The 14,350-nt window shown below is 64.9% G+C and carries 15 protein-coding genes and 2 tRNA genes; 7 read left to right on the top strand and 10 right to left on the bottom strand.

Translation table 11 applies throughout. The features are described 5' to 3' along the window. Window position 1 precedes the first annotated feature (1 nt). From O5K31_RS11395 to rpsJ, 4 genes are read right to left on the bottom strand one after another with little or no spacing between them, the layout of a single operon-like run. Window positions 2–298 (bottom strand): 50S ribosomal protein L23, encoded by a 297-nt coding sequence (locus tag O5K31_RS11395; RefSeq protein ID WP_269713718.1) that lies wholly within the window; start codon window positions 296–298, stop codon window positions 2–4. Continuing rightward, complete coding sequence (gene rplD, locus O5K31_RS11400; RefSeq protein ID WP_269713719.1) at window positions 298–930, bottom strand: 50S ribosomal protein L4; 633 nt, start codon at window positions 928–930, stop codon at window positions 298–300. Before rplD ends, O5K31_RS11395 begins: the two co-directional genes overlap by 1 nt. Beyond that, window positions 930–1,703 carry a 50S ribosomal protein L3 gene (gene rplC / locus O5K31_RS11405; protein ID WP_269713720.1) on the bottom strand — a complete coding sequence of 258 codons (774 nt, stop codon included), beginning with the start codon at window positions 1,701–1,703 and terminating at the stop codon, window positions 930–932. Before rplC ends, rplD begins: the two co-directional genes overlap by 1 nt. Before the next feature lie 13 nt (window positions 1,704–1,716). Then, entirely contained in the window at window positions 1,717–2,025 is a 309-nt protein-coding gene (gene rpsJ, locus O5K31_RS11410; RefSeq protein WP_004616952.1) for a 30S ribosomal protein S10, read from the bottom strand. 561 nt (window positions 2,026–2,586) lie between these two features. Between rpsJ and O5K31_RS11415 the strand changes: the two genes are divergently transcribed. Further along, complete coding sequence (locus O5K31_RS11415) at window positions 2,587–3,351, top strand: outer membrane beta-barrel protein (protein ID WP_269713721.1); 765 nt, start codon at window positions 2,587–2,589, stop codon at window positions 3,349–3,351. A gap of 72 nt (window positions 3,352–3,423) precedes the next feature. On the opposite strand, the gene O5K31_RS11420 is transcribed toward O5K31_RS11415, so the two are convergent. The 4 genes from O5K31_RS11420 to O5K31_RS11435 form a co-directional block, all read right to left on the bottom strand. Continuing rightward, complete coding sequence (locus O5K31_RS11420) at window positions 3,424–4,299, bottom strand: GIN domain-containing protein (protein ID WP_269713722.1); 876 nt, start codon at window positions 4,297–4,299, stop codon at window positions 3,424–3,426. A gap of 190 nt (window positions 4,300–4,489) precedes the next feature. Beyond that, window positions 4,490–5,680, bottom strand: a complete 1,191-nt coding sequence (gene tuf, locus O5K31_RS11425) for an elongation factor Tu (protein WP_269713723.1) — start codon at window positions 5,678–5,680, stop codon at window positions 4,490–4,492. A 55-nt stretch (window positions 5,681–5,735) separates the two neighbouring features. After that, window positions 5,736–5,809, bottom strand: a tRNA-Gly gene (locus O5K31_RS11430). Window positions 5,810–5,886: 77 nt separating this feature from the next. Next, a tRNA-Tyr gene (locus O5K31_RS11435) sits at window positions 5,887–5,972 on the bottom strand. Window positions 5,973–6,129: 157 nt separating this feature from the next. Between O5K31_RS11435 and rlmB the strand changes: the two genes are divergently transcribed. Together rlmB and O5K31_RS11445 are read left to right on the top strand one after the other, a co-directional pair. Further along, window positions 6,130–6,942 carry a 23S rRNA (guanosine(2251)-2'-O)-methyltransferase RlmB gene (gene rlmB, locus O5K31_RS11440; RefSeq protein WP_269713724.1) on the top strand — a complete coding sequence of 271 codons (813 nt, stop codon included), beginning with the start codon at window positions 6,130–6,132 and terminating at the stop codon, window positions 6,940–6,942. A gap of 38 nt (window positions 6,943–6,980) precedes the next feature. After that, window positions 6,981–7,712, top strand: coding sequence for a TerC family protein (locus O5K31_RS11445; protein ID WP_269713725.1), 732 nt, complete (start codon window positions 6,981–6,983; stop codon window positions 7,710–7,712). Between the two features lie 6 nt (window positions 7,713–7,718). Here O5K31_RS11445 and O5K31_RS11450 read toward each other — a convergent pair whose 3' ends face one another. Continuing rightward, window positions 7,719–8,441, bottom strand: coding sequence for a 2OG-Fe(II) oxygenase (locus O5K31_RS11450; RefSeq protein ID WP_269713726.1), 723 nt, complete (start codon window positions 8,439–8,441; stop codon window positions 7,719–7,721). Then, window positions 8,438–10,147, bottom strand: a complete 1,710-nt coding sequence (gene metG, locus O5K31_RS11455; protein WP_269713727.1) for a methionine--tRNA ligase — start codon at window positions 10,145–10,147, stop codon at window positions 8,438–8,440. The genes O5K31_RS11450 and metG overlap by 4 nt, the downstream gene beginning before the upstream one ends. A 174-nt stretch (window positions 10,148–10,321) precedes the next feature. Here metG and O5K31_RS11460 point away from each other — a divergent pair, with 174 nt between their 5' ends. Genes O5K31_RS11460 through O5K31_RS11475 form a run of 4 tightly spaced genes read left to right on the top strand, consistent with a single transcriptional unit; the run spans window position 10,322 to window position 14,350 of the window. Next, the gene (locus O5K31_RS11460; RefSeq protein ID WP_269713728.1) at window positions 10,322–11,440 is read left to right on the top strand and encodes a polyamine ABC transporter substrate-binding protein; all 1,119 of its coding nucleotides are present in this window, start codon (window positions 10,322–10,324) and stop codon (window positions 11,438–11,440) included. Then, a complete protein-coding gene (locus O5K31_RS11465; RefSeq protein WP_269713729.1) occupies window positions 11,437–12,615 on the top strand; it encodes an ABC transporter ATP-binding protein in 1,179 nt (392 codons plus the stop codon). The genes O5K31_RS11460 and O5K31_RS11465 overlap by 4 nt, the downstream gene beginning before the upstream one ends. Continuing rightward, a complete protein-coding gene (locus O5K31_RS11470) occupies window positions 12,612–13,526 on the top strand; it encodes an ABC transporter permease (RefSeq protein ID WP_269713730.1) in 915 nt (304 codons plus the stop codon). Before O5K31_RS11465 ends, O5K31_RS11470 begins: the two co-directional genes overlap by 4 nt. Further along, a complete protein-coding gene (locus tag O5K31_RS11475) occupies window positions 13,523–14,350 on the top strand; it encodes an ABC transporter permease (protein WP_269713731.1) in 828 nt (275 codons plus the stop codon). Before O5K31_RS11470 ends, O5K31_RS11475 begins: the two co-directional genes overlap by 4 nt.

Below are 14,350 nucleotides of genomic sequence, written 5' to 3' on the forward strand. Positions count from 1 at the left end.
ATCAGAGCCCCGTGGTGATATCGATCGACTGGCCGTCGGCCAGGGTCACGATAGCTTTTTTGACGTCGGAACGACGACCCAGGATGCCGCGGAAGCGCTTGGTCTTGCCCTTGGTGACCACGGTGTTGACCTTGGTGACCTTGACCTTGAACAGTTCTTCGACTGCGGCGGCGATTTCGTCCTTGGACGCATCGTTGGCCACCTTGAAGACCACCTTGTTCTGCTCCGAGAGCAGCGTGGCCTTTTCGGTGATCACCGGCGACAGGATCGTGTCGTAGTGGCGGGCGGTGGCGGCCATTACGCAGCCTCCTCAAAACGGACGCCGATCGCATCCAGGGCCGACTTGGTCAGCACCAGGGTGTTGCGACGCAGGACGTCATAGACGTTCAGGCCAGCGTTCGGCAGCACATCGACGTTCGGGATGTTGCGGGCCGCGAGCTTGAAGTTCGCGTCCACTTCCGGACCGGCGATGATCAGCGCGTTCTTCAGGCCGATCTTTTCGAAGTTGGCGCGCAGCGCGGCCGTCTTCGGCTCGGACAGGGTCGCGGCGTCGAGAACGACGATCGAACCGGTCTTGGCCTTCGACGACAGGGCGTGACGCAGAGCCAGGGCGCGGACCTTCTTGGGCAGATCGAACGCATGGCTGCGAACGACCGGACCGTGGGCCTTGGCGCCGCCGACGAACTGAGCCGCACGACGCGAGCCGTGACGAGCGCCGCCGGTGCCCTTTTGCTTGTACATCTTCTTGCCCGTACGAGAGACCTCGTTGCGGACTTGAATCTTGTGGTTGCCCGAGCGGCGCTTGGCCAGCTGCCAGGTGACGACGCGTTGCAGGATGTCGCCCCGGATCTCTTCGATGCCGAAGATGGCGTCGGAGAGTTCGACCGAGCCGGCCTTGCCGCCGTCAAGATTGATGACGTCGAGTTTCATTAGGCTTCGCCCCCTTCAGCCGGAGCTTCGGCAGCCGGAGCTTCTTCGACGGCGGGTTCAGCAGCGGCCACCGGAGCGGCGCCAGCCTTGCGGAAGCCAGCCGGCTTCGGAGCGTCAGCCGGCAGAGCCGACTTAATCGCGTCGCGCACCTTCACGTAGGAGCCTTCCGAACCCGGAACGGCGCCCTTGACCAGGATCAGGCCGCGCTCGGCGTCCACTTTCCAGATCGTGACGTTGAGGGTGGTGACAGTTTCTTGGCCGAGGTGACCGGCCATCTTCTTGCCCGGGAACGTACGACCCGGATCCTGGCGGTTACCCGTCGAACCGTGCGAGCGGTGAGACACCGACACACCGTGCGTGGCGCGCAGACCGCCGAAGTTCCAGCGCTTCATGGCGCCGGCGAAACCCTTACCGACGGTGATGCCCTGGATGTCGACCTTCTGGCCGGCGACGTAGTGGTCGGCGGTCAGCTCGGAGCCGACTTCGATCAGAGCCTCTTCCTCGACGCGGAACTCAGCCATCACGCGCTTCGGCTCAACGGCCGCCTTCGCGAAATGACCACGCTCGGCTTGCGAGGTGTTCTTGGGCTTCTTGGCGCCGGCGCCGAGTTGAAGGGCGACGTAGCCGTCCTTTTCCTTGGTGCGCTGGGCGGTGACCTGGCAGCCGTCCAGGGAAAGGACGGTGACCGGAATGTGCTGGCCGGTTTCGTCGAAGAAGCGGGTCATGCCCATCTTCTTGGCGATCACGCCGGTACGCTGAGTGGGGAGAGCCATACTCGCTATCTCCTTACAGCTTGATCTCGACGTCCACGCCGGCGGACAGGTCGAGCTTCATGAGCGCGTCCACGGTCTGCGGGGTGGGGTCGACGATGTCGAGCACGCGCTTGTGCGTGCGGATTTCGAACTGTTCGCGCGACTTCTTGTCGACGTGCGGCGAACGGTTGACGGTGAATTTTTCAATCAGGGTCGGCAGCGGGATAGGCCCGCGCACTGTGGCGCCCGTGCGCTTGGCCGTATTCACGATCTCGCGCGTGGAATGATCCAGCACGCGGTGATCGAAGGCCTTGAGCCGGATGCGGATGTTCTGACGATCCATATCGCTCTTCTATTCCCTACAGACGGCGTCCGCCCGCGTGATCCCGAACCATTTCAAAGACCGACCCGGACACCTTTCGGTGCGCCGGACGCGACGTCCGCACAAACGATAAAGACCCACGCGATAACCGCGAGGGCCATTTCCCGAACGCGCCAGATTAAGCACTATATCAGGTCGTTCCGCGGTCCGCGTCTGAGCCGAAGCTCACAGCCGGTCCAACAGAAGGGCGGTTATTACTCTGCGATTCCGAAACCGTCAAGCAGCCCGGACGGGGAAAGCGCAGCCTGTTGTCCGCTATCTCGCCGCAGGCTGTCCGCTTGAAGAAAAATTCCAAGCACGGCGAGATTATCCAAAGAGAACGCGCGCCGCACCCGCGCCTAGTGAGCATTTTCGCCTCTTCAAGTGTCATAAAACTGCATCAATCGCCTCGTCCGCGGCTTTCGGGCGATTGAAGCGCACGGCGAAGCTCCATACCTGCCCTCCACCGGCGGACGAGCGGCCCCTCCCCCCAACAATGACCGCTCGCCGGCCGGTAGTTCATCTCTAAGGGGATTACCCAAAATGAAGACCACTCTGTTCGCCACCGCCGCCGTTCTGGCCGCCCTCGTCTCAGCTCCGGCCTTCGCCGCCGAGACCATCGGCTCCGTCGGCGCCGCCTACAACTACACCAACGTCGACACCAACCTCGGAGAGCAAGACGGCTCGTCGGCGATCGTAGATGGCTCGGTCGCCATCAAGACGACCACGCCCTGGACCGTCACCCTCAATGGCGCCCTGACCTATTCGGACAACGCCCTGAGCGACGACACCAACGTGTACGGCACGGCGCACGCCACCTACCTGCTGAACAACGGCGTCCGCGTCGGCGCCTTCGCGGGTCTGGCCGACGTGGCTGACGACACCGTCTGGGCCGTCGGCGGCGAGGCCCACAAGTACTTCGACACCGTGACCCTGTCGGGCGTCGTGGCCTATGGCCAGACCGACGACACCGACGCCGACCTGTGGGCTGTCCGCGGCGACGCGCGCTACTTCGTCAATGACAACGTGCGCCTGAACGCCAATCTGGGCTTCGCCAACGTGGACGCCGGCGCCATCGACGCCGACGTGTGGAACATCGGCCTAGGCGGCGAGTACAAGTTCGCCGACAACGGCTGGAGCGTGTTCGGCGGCTATAACCACGCCGAATCCGAAGACCTGGCCGACCTGAAGGCCGACAGCGTCAATGTCGGCGTTCGTTACACCTTCGGCGGTTCGCTGAAGGATCGTGATCGCGCCGGCGCCGACCTGACCGACATCGGCGGTCTGTTCGGCGGCTTCCTGCGCTAGGAGCAAAAAGACGCCCCGGAGTCATCTCCGGGGCGTCAGCTTCTCTAAGATCGAACGAGAAGAAACCTTGGGTTAGCTGCCGACGCGAACGTCGCCCGAACCCACGACGGACTTGCTGACCTCGCCCGTGACGCGCAGAGCGCGCACATCACCCGAGCCGGCGATCTTGGCCCGCAGGCTGTCAGCCGTGCCAGCGAAGTCCACATTACCCGAGCCGGCGATCGACACATTTATATCGCGAGCGCGACCGCCCAGGACCGTCACGTCGCCCGAACCGGCGACCTTCACGTCCAGGTCGCCAGACAGCGACGCCACCTGAACGTTGCCCGAGCCAGCCACGCTGACCGAAACATTCCTGGACACGGCCTGGGTGGCTATGTCGCCCGAGCCGGCGACCTTGATATCCAGCGAACCCGCCTGCCCGGCGCGCACGTCGCCAGAGCCGGCCTGACGCAGTTTCAACTCACCCCGGACATTGGCCACGGTCCAGTCGCCGCAGCCGGAATTGGACAGCGTCAGCTCTTCGCTGCGACCCACGTCGCCGAACACGGCGCCGCCGGCGGCGACCTCGGCTCTGCGGGGCGTGCGGATGACGATCTGCGGCAGATCCTCCAGAGCGACGTCGCCGACGCCGCGGATCTCGACCGAGCCCTTGCCGTTGCGGACGCGGCAGTTGCGGATGCCGTCCGAATTCACATCGACCTTGATGATTCCGAAGTTCACGCCGCCAAGGCCGCCATCGACCGTGACCTTGTCGCCGTGGCGCTCGATCTTGATCGCCAGTTTAGGGTGATGCTTGGTGACCTCCACCTTCACGTCCGAGCGATCTTCGGGGATGACCACGACACGCGCGGCGGCGTGTTCAATCTCGACACTGGGGGCGGCGGCGGCGGCGGTAGCGGCCATGAGGGCGACGCCAGCGGCGCCGAGAGCGATGAGGGTGCGCATAACGTCACTCCGTGAATCCGATGACCTGACGCTAGCCGCACGATGTGAATGGGGCAGCTTAATTCGAGGTCATGACCACCTTGTCATCTTCCCGCCGCATTTAAGACGCGCGCGCCACGAACAAAAAACCCTCCGGATTTCTCCGGAGGGTTCTTGTCGTTCAGCAGGTGCTGAGATCGGTGAGTAGGGACTACTCGACGATCTTGGCCACCACGCCGGCGCCGACGGTGCGGCCGCCTTCGCGGATGGCGAAGCGCAGGCCCTGGTCCATGGCGATCGGGGTGATCAGCTCGACGTCCAGCTCGGCGTTGTCGCCCGGCATGATCATTTCCACGCCTTCGCGCAGCTTGATGATCCCGGTCACGTCCGTGGTGCGGAAGTAGAACTGCGGGCGGTAGTTGGTGAAGAACGGGGTGTGACGGCCGCCTTCTTCCTTGGTCAGGATGTAGGCTTCGGCCACGAACTTGGTGTGCGGCGTGATCGAGCCGGGCTTGCACAGCACTTGGCCGCGCTCGACGTCTTCACGCTTGGTGCCGCGCAGCAGCACGCCCACGTTGTCGCCAGCCTGACCTTGGTCCAGCAGCTTGCGGAACATTTCCACGCCCGTGCAGGTCGTCTTCTGGACCGGACGGATGCCGACGATCTCGACTTCCTCACCGACCTTCACGATGCCCTTCTCGACGCGGCCCGTGACCACGGTGCCGCGGCCCGAGATCGAGAACACGTCTTCGACCGGCATCAGGAACGGCAGGTCCACCGGACGCTCCGGCTGCGGGATGTAGGCGTCAACCGAAGCCATCAGCTCCAGAACGCGCTCCTGGCCGATTTCCGGGTTGCGGTCTTCAACCGCCGCCAGGGCCGAGCCCTTGGTGATCGGAATGTCGTCGCCCGGGAACTGGTAGGACGACAGCAGCTCGCGAACTTCCATCTCGACCAGGTCGAGCAGTTCTTCGTCGTCGACCATGTCGACCTTGTTCATGAACACCACCAGAGCCGGCACGCCGACCTGACGGGCCAGAAGGATGTGCTCGCGGGTCTGCGGCATCGGGCCGTCAGCGGCCGAAACCACCAGGATCGCGCCGTCCATCTGCGCCGCGCCCGTGATCATGTTCTTCACGTAGTCGGCGTGGCCCGGGCAATCGACGTGGGCGTAGTGACGGTTGGCCGTCTCATATTCCACGTGCGCGGTGTTGATGGTGATGCCGCGAGCCTTCTCTTCCGGCGCAGCGTCGATGTCAGCGTAGTTCATCGCCTTGGCGCCGCCCGTCTTGGCCAGCGTCAGCGTGATCGCCGCCGTCAACGTCGTCTTGCCATGGTCAACGTGACCAATCGTGCCGATGTTGCAGTGCGGCTTGTTACGTTCGAACTTTTCCTTGGCCATGGTCTCTACCTTCGCGCCGGCGGGCTGGGTGTTGCGGTAATCAGAAATGAGGAGTTGGAGCGGGTAGCCGGGATCGAACCGGCATCCTCAGCTTGGAAGGCTGCTGCACTACCATTGTGCTATACCCGCGTCAGTAATTTCGGCGGGCTCGCGGTGAGCTCCTCAGGTTCCGGGGCCTGACCCACGAAAGGAGCGTCTGAAGCGCGTGGTGGGGGAAGTAGGACTCGAACCTACGAAGGCGTACGCCAGGGGATTTACAGTCCCCCCCCTTTGCCACTCGGGACATTCCCCCAGCGCGCGACAGAGTTCCTTTCGCGACCCTCTCCCCCTTCGCGGCGAACCGCAGCCAGTGGATTAAAAAGCTTCCTACCCCAGCGCCGGTCGATGCTAAGAGCGCGGCCGGCCGTGGCGGAAACCCCTCAGGGCCCCAAATCGGAGCGCGTCTTATAGTGTCCTCTCATTTCGAACGCAACGACCGTAAGAAGGGTTGGGAGCCAAACCGCGAGGCGGGCAAAAAACCCTTCCGGAACAAGCCCGTAGCGCGCGAGTCCGCGCCGACGAGTGACTGGTTGTGGGGTTTTCACGCGATTGAAGGCGCTTTGAACAACCCGGCGAGGCCCGCGCCGAAGCGTGTCCTGGCGACTCCGGACCGCGCAAAGCGACTCACCGAGGAATATGGCGTGAAGGGCGTCGAGATCGTCGACGCCGCGCTGATCACCCGACAGCTTCCCCAAGGCGCCGTCCACCAGGGCATGGCCATGCGGATCGACCCGCCCTCTCCGCTGTCCGTGGCCGAGCTTGGCGAGAACCCGGCTGGCGTGATCGTCATGCTCGACCAGATCACCGATCCCCAGAACGTCGGCGCTATCTTCCGCTCGGCGGCGGCCTTCGGCGCGCGCGGCATTATTCTGCAAGACCGCCACTCCCCCGCCCTTGCCGGCGGCGTCGCCAAGGCGGCGGTTGGCGCCATCGACCGCCTGCCTCACGTGCTGGCCGTGAACCTGTCGCGGGCTTTGGAGCAGTTGGCTGACTTGGGCTGGCGTGCGGTCGGCCTCGACGGCTCGGCGACCCAGACCCTGGATCAGGTGCTGGACGGCGCGCCGACGGTCCTCGTCATGGGTTCGGAAGGCGACGGCATCCGTCGCCTGGTGGCCGAGCACTGCGACGTCCTGGCCAAGATCCCCATGCCCGGCGGCATGGAGAGCCTGAATGTGTCCGCCGCGGCGGCGGTGGCGCTCTATGAGGTCTCGCGTCCGCGCTGAGGCTTGCCTTGGCCGGCGGCCTCGCTCATTGAGGAGTCATGTTCGACACGCTCTTCAACGGCGATATCGCCGGCCCCCTCACCGCACTGATTCAGGTGCTGATGATCGATCTGGTCCTGGCCGGCGACAACGCCGTGGCCGTGGGCCTGGCGGCCGGAGGCCTGCCTGAGAAGGACCGCAAGAAGGCCATCCTCTACGGCCTGATATGCGCTGTCGTCCTGCGGATCGGGTTCGCCCTGATCACCGCCCAGCTGCTGGGCGTTATCGGCCTGCTGTTCGCCGGCGGCATTCTGCTGCTGTGGGTCTGCTGGAAGATGTGGCGCGAGATGCGCGACCAGGCCGCTCACGAGGAAGAAGCCGCCAACGCCGCCCTCGACGACGACCCGGCCACCGAACCCAAGGTCCGTCCGGCCAAGAGCTTCCGCTCCGCCTTCATTCAGATCCTGATCGCCGACATCTCCATGTCGCTGGACAATGTGCTGGCCGTGGCCGGCGCCGCCCGCGAGCATCCCGGCATCATGGTCTTCGGCCTGCTGCTGTCGATCGCTCTGATGGGCGTCGCCGCCACCTGGATCGCCCGCCTACTGCACCGGTACCGCTGGATCGGCTATGTGGGTCTGGTCATCGTGCTGTACGTCGCCGTCCACATGATGTGGGAAGGCCACCGCAGCGTGGTGGTCGATCTGGGCAAGACGCCCCAGTACAACGCCGCCGTCCCCAATTTCATGGACATCTCGGCCGCCGAACAGGCCGAGCACGCCGCCCACTAGGCGGCGTCAGCTTCCTCGCAGCCAGCCGGTGACGGAGATTCTGTCGTCGCCGGCTGACAGCGCCACCTGCGAAACCGAGTGCGGCTGAGGCACACGCATCAGGTTCAAGGCGCCGGCGGCGGGGGTGAAGGCCTCGGCCACATGGCCATCGTCACCATGAAACATCAAAAGCCCGCCCCACTCGATACGCCAGGCCGGCGTCAGGTTCAGGACGTAGGCGTAGTAGCGCTCCTTGCCGTCCACCAGATCGGTATGCCCGGTCAGGAATGAACCGCGGCGATAGCGGGTGACCTGAGCATCCGCCATGACGATGCGATCTTCGCCGGTCAGCTCGCGCACCTGATCCAGGAAGGGTTCGCCGTTCAGGAAGCGCAACAGGTCGCGCCATAAGCCCTTCAGCTTGCCCGCCTGTTCGAGGTCCCAGATCGGATAGGTGTCGTACAGATACTGAAAGCGCTCGGTGGCGCTCTCATGGATCGCCTGGCCAAATTCCAAGCGTTGCTCCACGGACAGGCTGTCGAGCCAGGCCTGCGGCAGGTCCACCTGCCCGCGGCTGTTGGTGGTCACCGTCTGAAAGGGCGTGCGCTTGCGCGCCTCGGCCAGCAGACGCTGCGCCCCGTCTTCCGCCAGGAGGTTGGGGATTTGCACCCTGCCCGCCCGCGCCAGCCGTTCGATGGTCGCGGCGCGCTCGTCGCCCGCGATGTCACGCAGGGCGAGCGGCGCGGTCATTCGGATCCGCCGAAGCGCTCCGTCCACTCGGCGATCTGCTCGTCCTCGATCTTCTTGAACAGGACTTCCGGCGTATGGATCGCCAGACCCGGCGTCAGGCGGTTCAGCTCGGCCTTTCCGTCAGCCGACGGCCAGGTCGGCGGGAACGGCTCGCTCACCGAGGCGGCGATGGTCTCGGCCGAGAACGGAATGATCGGCGCGGCGATGCGGGCGTAGAGCGAAACCAGATTCAGCGCCGTGCGCACGATCACCGCGGCGCGGTCACGGTCGGTCTTCACCGCCGTCCACGGGGCGGCTTCCTGCAGGTACTCGTTACCCAGCACCCACAGGGCGCGGATCGTTTGGGCCGACTTGCGCACTTCCAGGGCCGCCATCTGCTCGGCCAGCTCGGCCAGGCGTTCGGAGACGGTCGCGTAGAGCTTCTCTTCCAGCTCGCCCGGCTCGCCGCCTTCCGGGACCACACCCTCGAAGCGCGCCTCGGTGAACTTCAGGATGCGGTTGACGAAGTTACCCAGCACGTCGGCCAGGTCGCGATTGATGCTGCTGGCGAACTGCTCCCAGGTGAAGGCGGTGTCGGAGCTCTCCGGCGCGTTCGCCGTCAGGTACCAGCGCCAGTAGTCGGCCGGCAGAAGCTCCAGCGCCGTGTCCATGAACACACCGCGACGGCTGCTGGTCGAGAACTTGCCGCCGTACCAGTTGAGCCAGTTGAAGGATTTCAGGTTGTCGACCGTCTTCCACGGCTCGCCCGAACCCAGGATTGTCGCGGGGAAGCTGACAGTGTGGAAGGCCACGTTGTCCTTGCCCATCACCTCAACATAGGTGACGTCGTCCGCGCCCTTGTCAGTGCGCCACCAGCGCTCCCAATCCGCGCCAGTCGCCTCGGACCACTCGACGGTGGCGCCGATGTACTCGATGGGCGCATCGAACCAGACGTAGAAGACCTTGTCCTCGAACCCCGGACGCGGCAGGCCGTCCTTGGCCACCGGGATGCCCCAGGCCAGGTCGCGGGTGATGCCGCGGTCGATCAGCCCCTCGTCCAGGTGCTTGTAGGCGATGGAGCTGGTGAGGTTCGGCCACTGCGGCGCCTTGCTGTCGACCCAGGCGCGGATACGGTCCTGCATCTTGGTCTGCAGCAGATAGAGATGTCGGGTGTCACGGACCTCGATGTTCCGCGAGCCGCTGATCACCGAGTACGGATTGATCAGGTCGGTCGGGTCCAGCAACCGTCCGCAGTTGTCGCACTGGTCGCCCCGCGCCTTCTCATAGGCGCAATGCGGGCAGGTCCCCTCCACATAGCGATCCGGCAGGAACCGCTTGTCGTCGATGGAATAGACCATCTGATCGACACGCTCCTCGATCAGGCCGTTCTTCTCCAGCGCCTCGCAGAAGTGCTGGGTCAGACGATGGTTCGGCGGATTGGAGCTACGGCCGAACCAGTCCCAGGACAGGCCGAACTTCTCGCCGATCTCACGCTGGATCTGGTGCTGCTCGTCGCAATAGGTGCGCACGTCCTGGCCGGCGGCGGCGGCGGCCAGTTCGGCCGGGGTGCCGTGTTCGTCTGTGGCGCAGATATAGAGCGTCTCATTGCCCCGGGCCCGCTCGAACCGCGCATAGACGTCGGCGGGCAGCATCGAGCCCGCCAGGTTCCCGAGATGCTTGATCCCGTTGATGTACGGCAGGGCGGAGGTGATGAGGATGCGGGCCATGAGGTCCAGACGGTTGGGAACGCGACAAAGAAGCGTTGGCATATAGAAGCCGTCGCCAGGAAACAAAAGCGTGGCTGCGCGTCGGAGAGCGCTAACGCCTTCGCAGAATCCGCTTAACCGCCCCGCCCCAGGCCCTATAACGGGCGCGGGGTTCCTTGCTGGGTGGAGGCGATATTGGGCCAGTTTCTTGGATTTACGCGACGCGCGGCCGTGATCGCGGCGGCGGCGGCCGTATTGGCGGGTTGCGGTCAGGGCGGCGGCGCTCCGAAGGAGCAGGTCCTGCACATCTATAACTGGTCGGACTACATCGACCCGGCCATCGTCAGCGACTTCACCAAGGAGACCGGGATCAAGGTCGTCTACGACACCTTCGATTCCCAGGAGGTCATGGAGACCAAGCTGCTGACCGGCGGCACGGGCTACGACCTCGTGGCCCCCTCAAACAACAGCATGCCCCGCCTGATCCAGGCTGGCGTTCTGCAGAAGCTCGACAAGACCAAGCTGTCCAACTTCGGCAACCTGTGGCCCGACCTGATGGCCCGCATGGACCCGTTCGATCCCGGCTCGCAGTATTCGGCCCCGTACATGTGGGGCACCATCGGCATCGGTTACAATATCGACGAGATCGCAAAACGCCTGCCCGGCGTGACCGTCGACAGCTGGGACGTGGTCTTCCGCCCCGAAAACATCGCCAAGCTCAAGGACTGCGGCGTCTACATGCTGGACGCCAGCGAGGACATGTTCACCGTGGCTCTCGCCTCCATGGGCAAGAACCCCAACTCCCTGGTCGAGGCCGACTATCAGGCGGCCACCGACATGCTGCTGAAGGTGCGCCCCTCGGTGCGCAAGTTCCACTCGTCGGAGTACATCAACGCCCTGGCCAACGGCGACATCTGCGTTGCGGTCGGATTCTCGGGCGATGTGTTCCAGGCCAAGGCCCGCGCCGACGAGGCCGGCGGCAAGGTCAAGATCGACTATGTGATCCCCCGCGAAGGCACCCAGGTCTATTTCGATCTGTTCGCCATTCCGGCCGACGCGCCCAACGCCGAGGCCGCGCACACCTTCCTGAACTACATGCTGCGGCCGGAGGTGGCGGCCAAGGCGTCCAACTATGTGCAGTTCGCCAACGCCAACGAGAAGGCCCTGCCCCTCGTGGACGAGGAAATCCGCAACAACCCGAACATCTATCCGACCCCGGAAGTGTTCTCGCGCCTCTTCGTGGCCACCTCTAAGGATCAGAAGCTGGTCCGCGAGATCAACCGTCACTGGACCCAGGTGGTCACCGGCCGATGAACGCAAAGCCGGGCAAGGCTGGTCGCCAGCGTCTCAACATCGGCGCGGTCCGCTCGAAGTTTGCGCCCTGGAACGACCCTGACGCCCAGCCCCTGGTGCGCTTTGAAGGGGTGACCAAGCGATTTGACGACCACATGGCCGTCAACGGCGTGTCGCTGAACATCTATCCGGGCGAGTTCTTCGCCCTGCTCGGGCCGTCCGGCTGCGGCAAGACCACCCTGATGCGACTGCTGGCCGGGTTCGAGACGCCCGACTCCGGCCGCATCACCCTGGCGGGTCAGGACCTCGCCGGCCAGCCGCCGCACGGGCGGCCGGTCAACATGATGTTCCAGTCCTATGCATTGTTTCCCCACCTTACGGTGGCCCAGAACATCGCCTTCGGCCTCAAGCAGGAAAGGCTGCCCAAGGGCGAGATCGATGCCCGCGTTCAGGAGATGTTGGGCCTTGTGAAGCTGGAAGCCCTGGCGCGCCGCAAGCCGCACCAGTTGTCCGGCGGCCAGAAGCAGCGCGTCGCCTTGGCCCGGTCCCTGGCCAAGAAGCCCAAGATGCTGCTGCTCGACGAGCCTTTGGGCGCACTGGACAAGAAGCTGCGCGAGGAGACCCAGTTCGAGCTGATGGACATCCAGCAGGAGCTGAACACCACCTTCCTGATGGTCACCCACGACCAGGAAGAGGCCATGGTCCTGGCCGACCGCATCGCCGTGATGCGCGAGGGCCAGATCGCTCAGTTGGGCCGGCCGGAAGAACTCTACGAGACGCCCGCTGACCGCTACGTGGCCGAGTTCCTGGGCGACGTGAACGTGTTCGAGGCCAAGATCGCTGAACTGGCCCACCCAATGGCCCGCATCGTGATCCCGGAATCGGAACAGATGCTGGAGGTATGGGACGATGACGCCCCCGCCGCCGGCTCGACGATCTGGTTGGCGATCCGGCCAGAGAAGATGCGCATTTCCCTGGATCCGCCCGCCGACGACGACATCAACGTCCTGGCCGGCGAGATCTGGGATATCGGCTACACCGGCGACTGGACCAATTACGTGGTCGAATTGGCCGACGGAAAGCTGATCCGCGTCGCCCGCGCCAACGCCTCGCGCGTGGTCGAGCGACCTATCGGCTGGGACGACAAGGTGTGGGTTTCCTTCGACCCGGACGCTGGCGTGGTGCTCACCCGATGAGTGAGGGCCCGCTCCAGCCCCGCAAGCGCGGCGAGCGTCTCGCCGCCATCGCCCCCTATCTGTGGCTGGGCCTGTTCTTCCTGTTCCCGTTCCTGCTGGTGCTCAAGCTGTCGGTCTCGGACCAGGCCCTGGCCATGCCGCCCTATGCGCCACAGATCGACTGGTCGGCGGGATTGGCGGGCGTGAAGGCCTTCTTCAGCGCGCTGGATTTCGAGACCTATGCCCGGCTCAAGAACGACGACCTCTATCTGGTCGCCTATTTGTCCAGCCTGCGGTTCGCGGCCATCGGCACGGCCCTGTGTCTGCTGGTCGGCTATCCCATCGCCTATGGCATGGCCCGCTGCAGTCCCGGCGCGCAGAAAATCTTGCTGATGGCGGTGATCCTGCCGTTCTGGACCAGCTTCCTGATCCGCGTTTACGCCTGGATCGCAATTCTCAAGCCCGAGGGTCTGCTGAACATGGGACTGGAGGCGATCGGCCTGCCAGCGTTGTCTCTGCTGAACACCCCCGTCGCGGTCTATATCGGCCTCGTCTACTGCTACCTGCCGTTCATGGTGCTGCCGATCTACGCGGTGCTGGAGAAGCAGGATCACAGCCTGCTCGAGGCCGCCGCCGACCTGGGCTCGCCCCCGTGGAAGGCCTTCTGGCAGGTGACCGCGCCGCTGTCCCTGCCGGGCGTAGCCGCTGGGGCCCTGCTGTGCTTTATCCCCATGGTCGGCGAATTCGTGGTGCCGGACCTGTTGGGCGGCGCCCAGACCCTGATGATCGGCAAGACCATCTGGACCGAGTTCTTCTCCAACCGCGACTGGCCCAGCGCCTCGGCCGTGGCCATCGTGCTGCTGGCCACACTGGTGCTCCCCATCGTCCTCTATCAGCGCCAGCAGGCTCGCGCGCTGGAGGAAGGCCGATGAGAAAAGGCCCCTCCCCCTTCAACATCGCCTCGATCACCCTGGGCCTGGCCTTCCTCTACCTGCCGGTCGCCCTGCTGGTGCTCTATTCCTTCAACGCCAGCCGGCTGGTCACGGTATGGGGCGGCTTCTCGGCCAAGTGGTACGGCGAGCTGTTCCGCAACGAGGCGCTGATGGGCGCGGCCTGGGTCACCCTGCGCGTCGGAATCATCGCCGCCACCGTAGCCACCGTCCTTGGGACGCTCGCCGCCGTGGCCTTGGCGCGCGGCGGCCGTTTCAGGGGGCGCACCTTATTCTCGGGCCTGGTCTATGCGCCCATGGTCATGCCCGAGGTGATCCTGGGCTTGTCGCTGCTGCTGCTGTTCGTGGCGTTGCGCGTGGACCGTGGCTTCTGGACCGTCGCTATCGCCCACTCGACCTGCACCATGGCCTATGTGGCCGTCGTGGTGCATTCGCGACTGGTCACCTTCGACCGATCGCTGGAGGAAGCGGCGCAGGATCTGGGGTGTCCGCCGATCCGCACCTTCCTGACCATCACCCTGCCCAATATCGCCCCGGCCGTAGCGGCCGGCTGGATGCTCGCCTTCACCCTGTCGCTCGATGACCTGGTGGTGTCGTCATTCACGTCCGGCCCCGGCGCCACCACCCTGCCCATGCGCATCTACAGCCAGGTCCGGCTGGGCGTGTCGCCCGAGATCAACGCCGCCTGCACCCTGCTGATCGCGGCGGTCGCCATCGGCGTCTTGATCTACGCCCTGGCCGCCAAATGGCGCACGATGCGCGAACTCAGAACAGAGGCTGGCGCGATCGCGCGGCCTGCGGCATAA

The sequence above is a fragment of the Caulobacter sp. NIBR2454 genome, from assembly GCF_027474405.1.
In the GTDB taxonomy this organism is placed as follows: domain Bacteria; phylum Pseudomonadota; class Alphaproteobacteria; order Caulobacterales; family Caulobacteraceae; genus Caulobacter.

Excerpts from the sequence above, each read along its gene's own strand:
- O5K31_RS11395 (WP_269713718.1), bottom strand. The coding sequence starts at position 298 with ATGGCCGCCACCGCCCGCCACTACGACACGATCCTGTCGCCGGTGATC.
- rplD (WP_269713719.1), bottom strand. The coding sequence starts at position 930 with ATGAAACTCGACGTCATCAATCTTGACGGCGGCAAGGCCGGCTCGGTC.
- rplC (WP_269713720.1), bottom strand. The coding sequence starts at position 1,703 with ATGGCTCTCCCCACTCAGCGTACCGGCGTGATCGCCAAGAAGATGGGC.
- rpsJ (WP_004616952.1), bottom strand. The coding sequence starts at position 2,025 with ATGGATCGTCAGAACATCCGCATCCGGCTCAAGGCCTTCGATCACCGC.
- O5K31_RS11415 (WP_269713721.1), top strand. The coding sequence starts at position 2,587 with ATGAAGACCACTCTGTTCGCCACCGCCGCCGTTCTGGCCGCCCTCGTC.
- O5K31_RS11420 (WP_269713722.1), bottom strand. The coding sequence starts at position 4,299 with ATGCGCACCCTCATCGCTCTCGGCGCCGCTGGCGTCGCCCTCATGGCC.
- tuf (WP_269713723.1), bottom strand. The coding sequence starts at position 5,680 with ATGGCCAAGGAAAAGTTCGAACGTAACAAGCCGCACTGCAACATCGGC.
- O5K31_RS11445 (WP_269713725.1), top strand. The coding sequence starts at position 6,981 with ATGTTCGACACGCTCTTCAACGGCGATATCGCCGGCCCCCTCACCGCA.
- O5K31_RS11450 (WP_269713726.1), bottom strand. The coding sequence starts at position 8,441 with ATGACCGCGCCGCTCGCCCTGCGTGACATCGCGGGCGACGAGCGCGCC.
- metG (WP_269713727.1), bottom strand. The coding sequence starts at position 10,147 with ATGGCCCGCATCCTCATCACCTCCGCCCTGCCGTACATCAACGGGATC.
- O5K31_RS11465 (WP_269713729.1), top strand. The coding sequence starts at position 11,437 with ATGAACGCAAAGCCGGGCAAGGCTGGTCGCCAGCGTCTCAACATCGGC.
- O5K31_RS11470 (WP_269713730.1), top strand. The coding sequence starts at position 12,612 with ATGAGTGAGGGCCCGCTCCAGCCCCGCAAGCGCGGCGAGCGTCTCGCC.
- O5K31_RS11475 (WP_269713731.1), top strand. The coding sequence starts at position 13,523 with ATGAGAAAAGGCCCCTCCCCCTTCAACATCGCCTCGATCACCCTGGGC.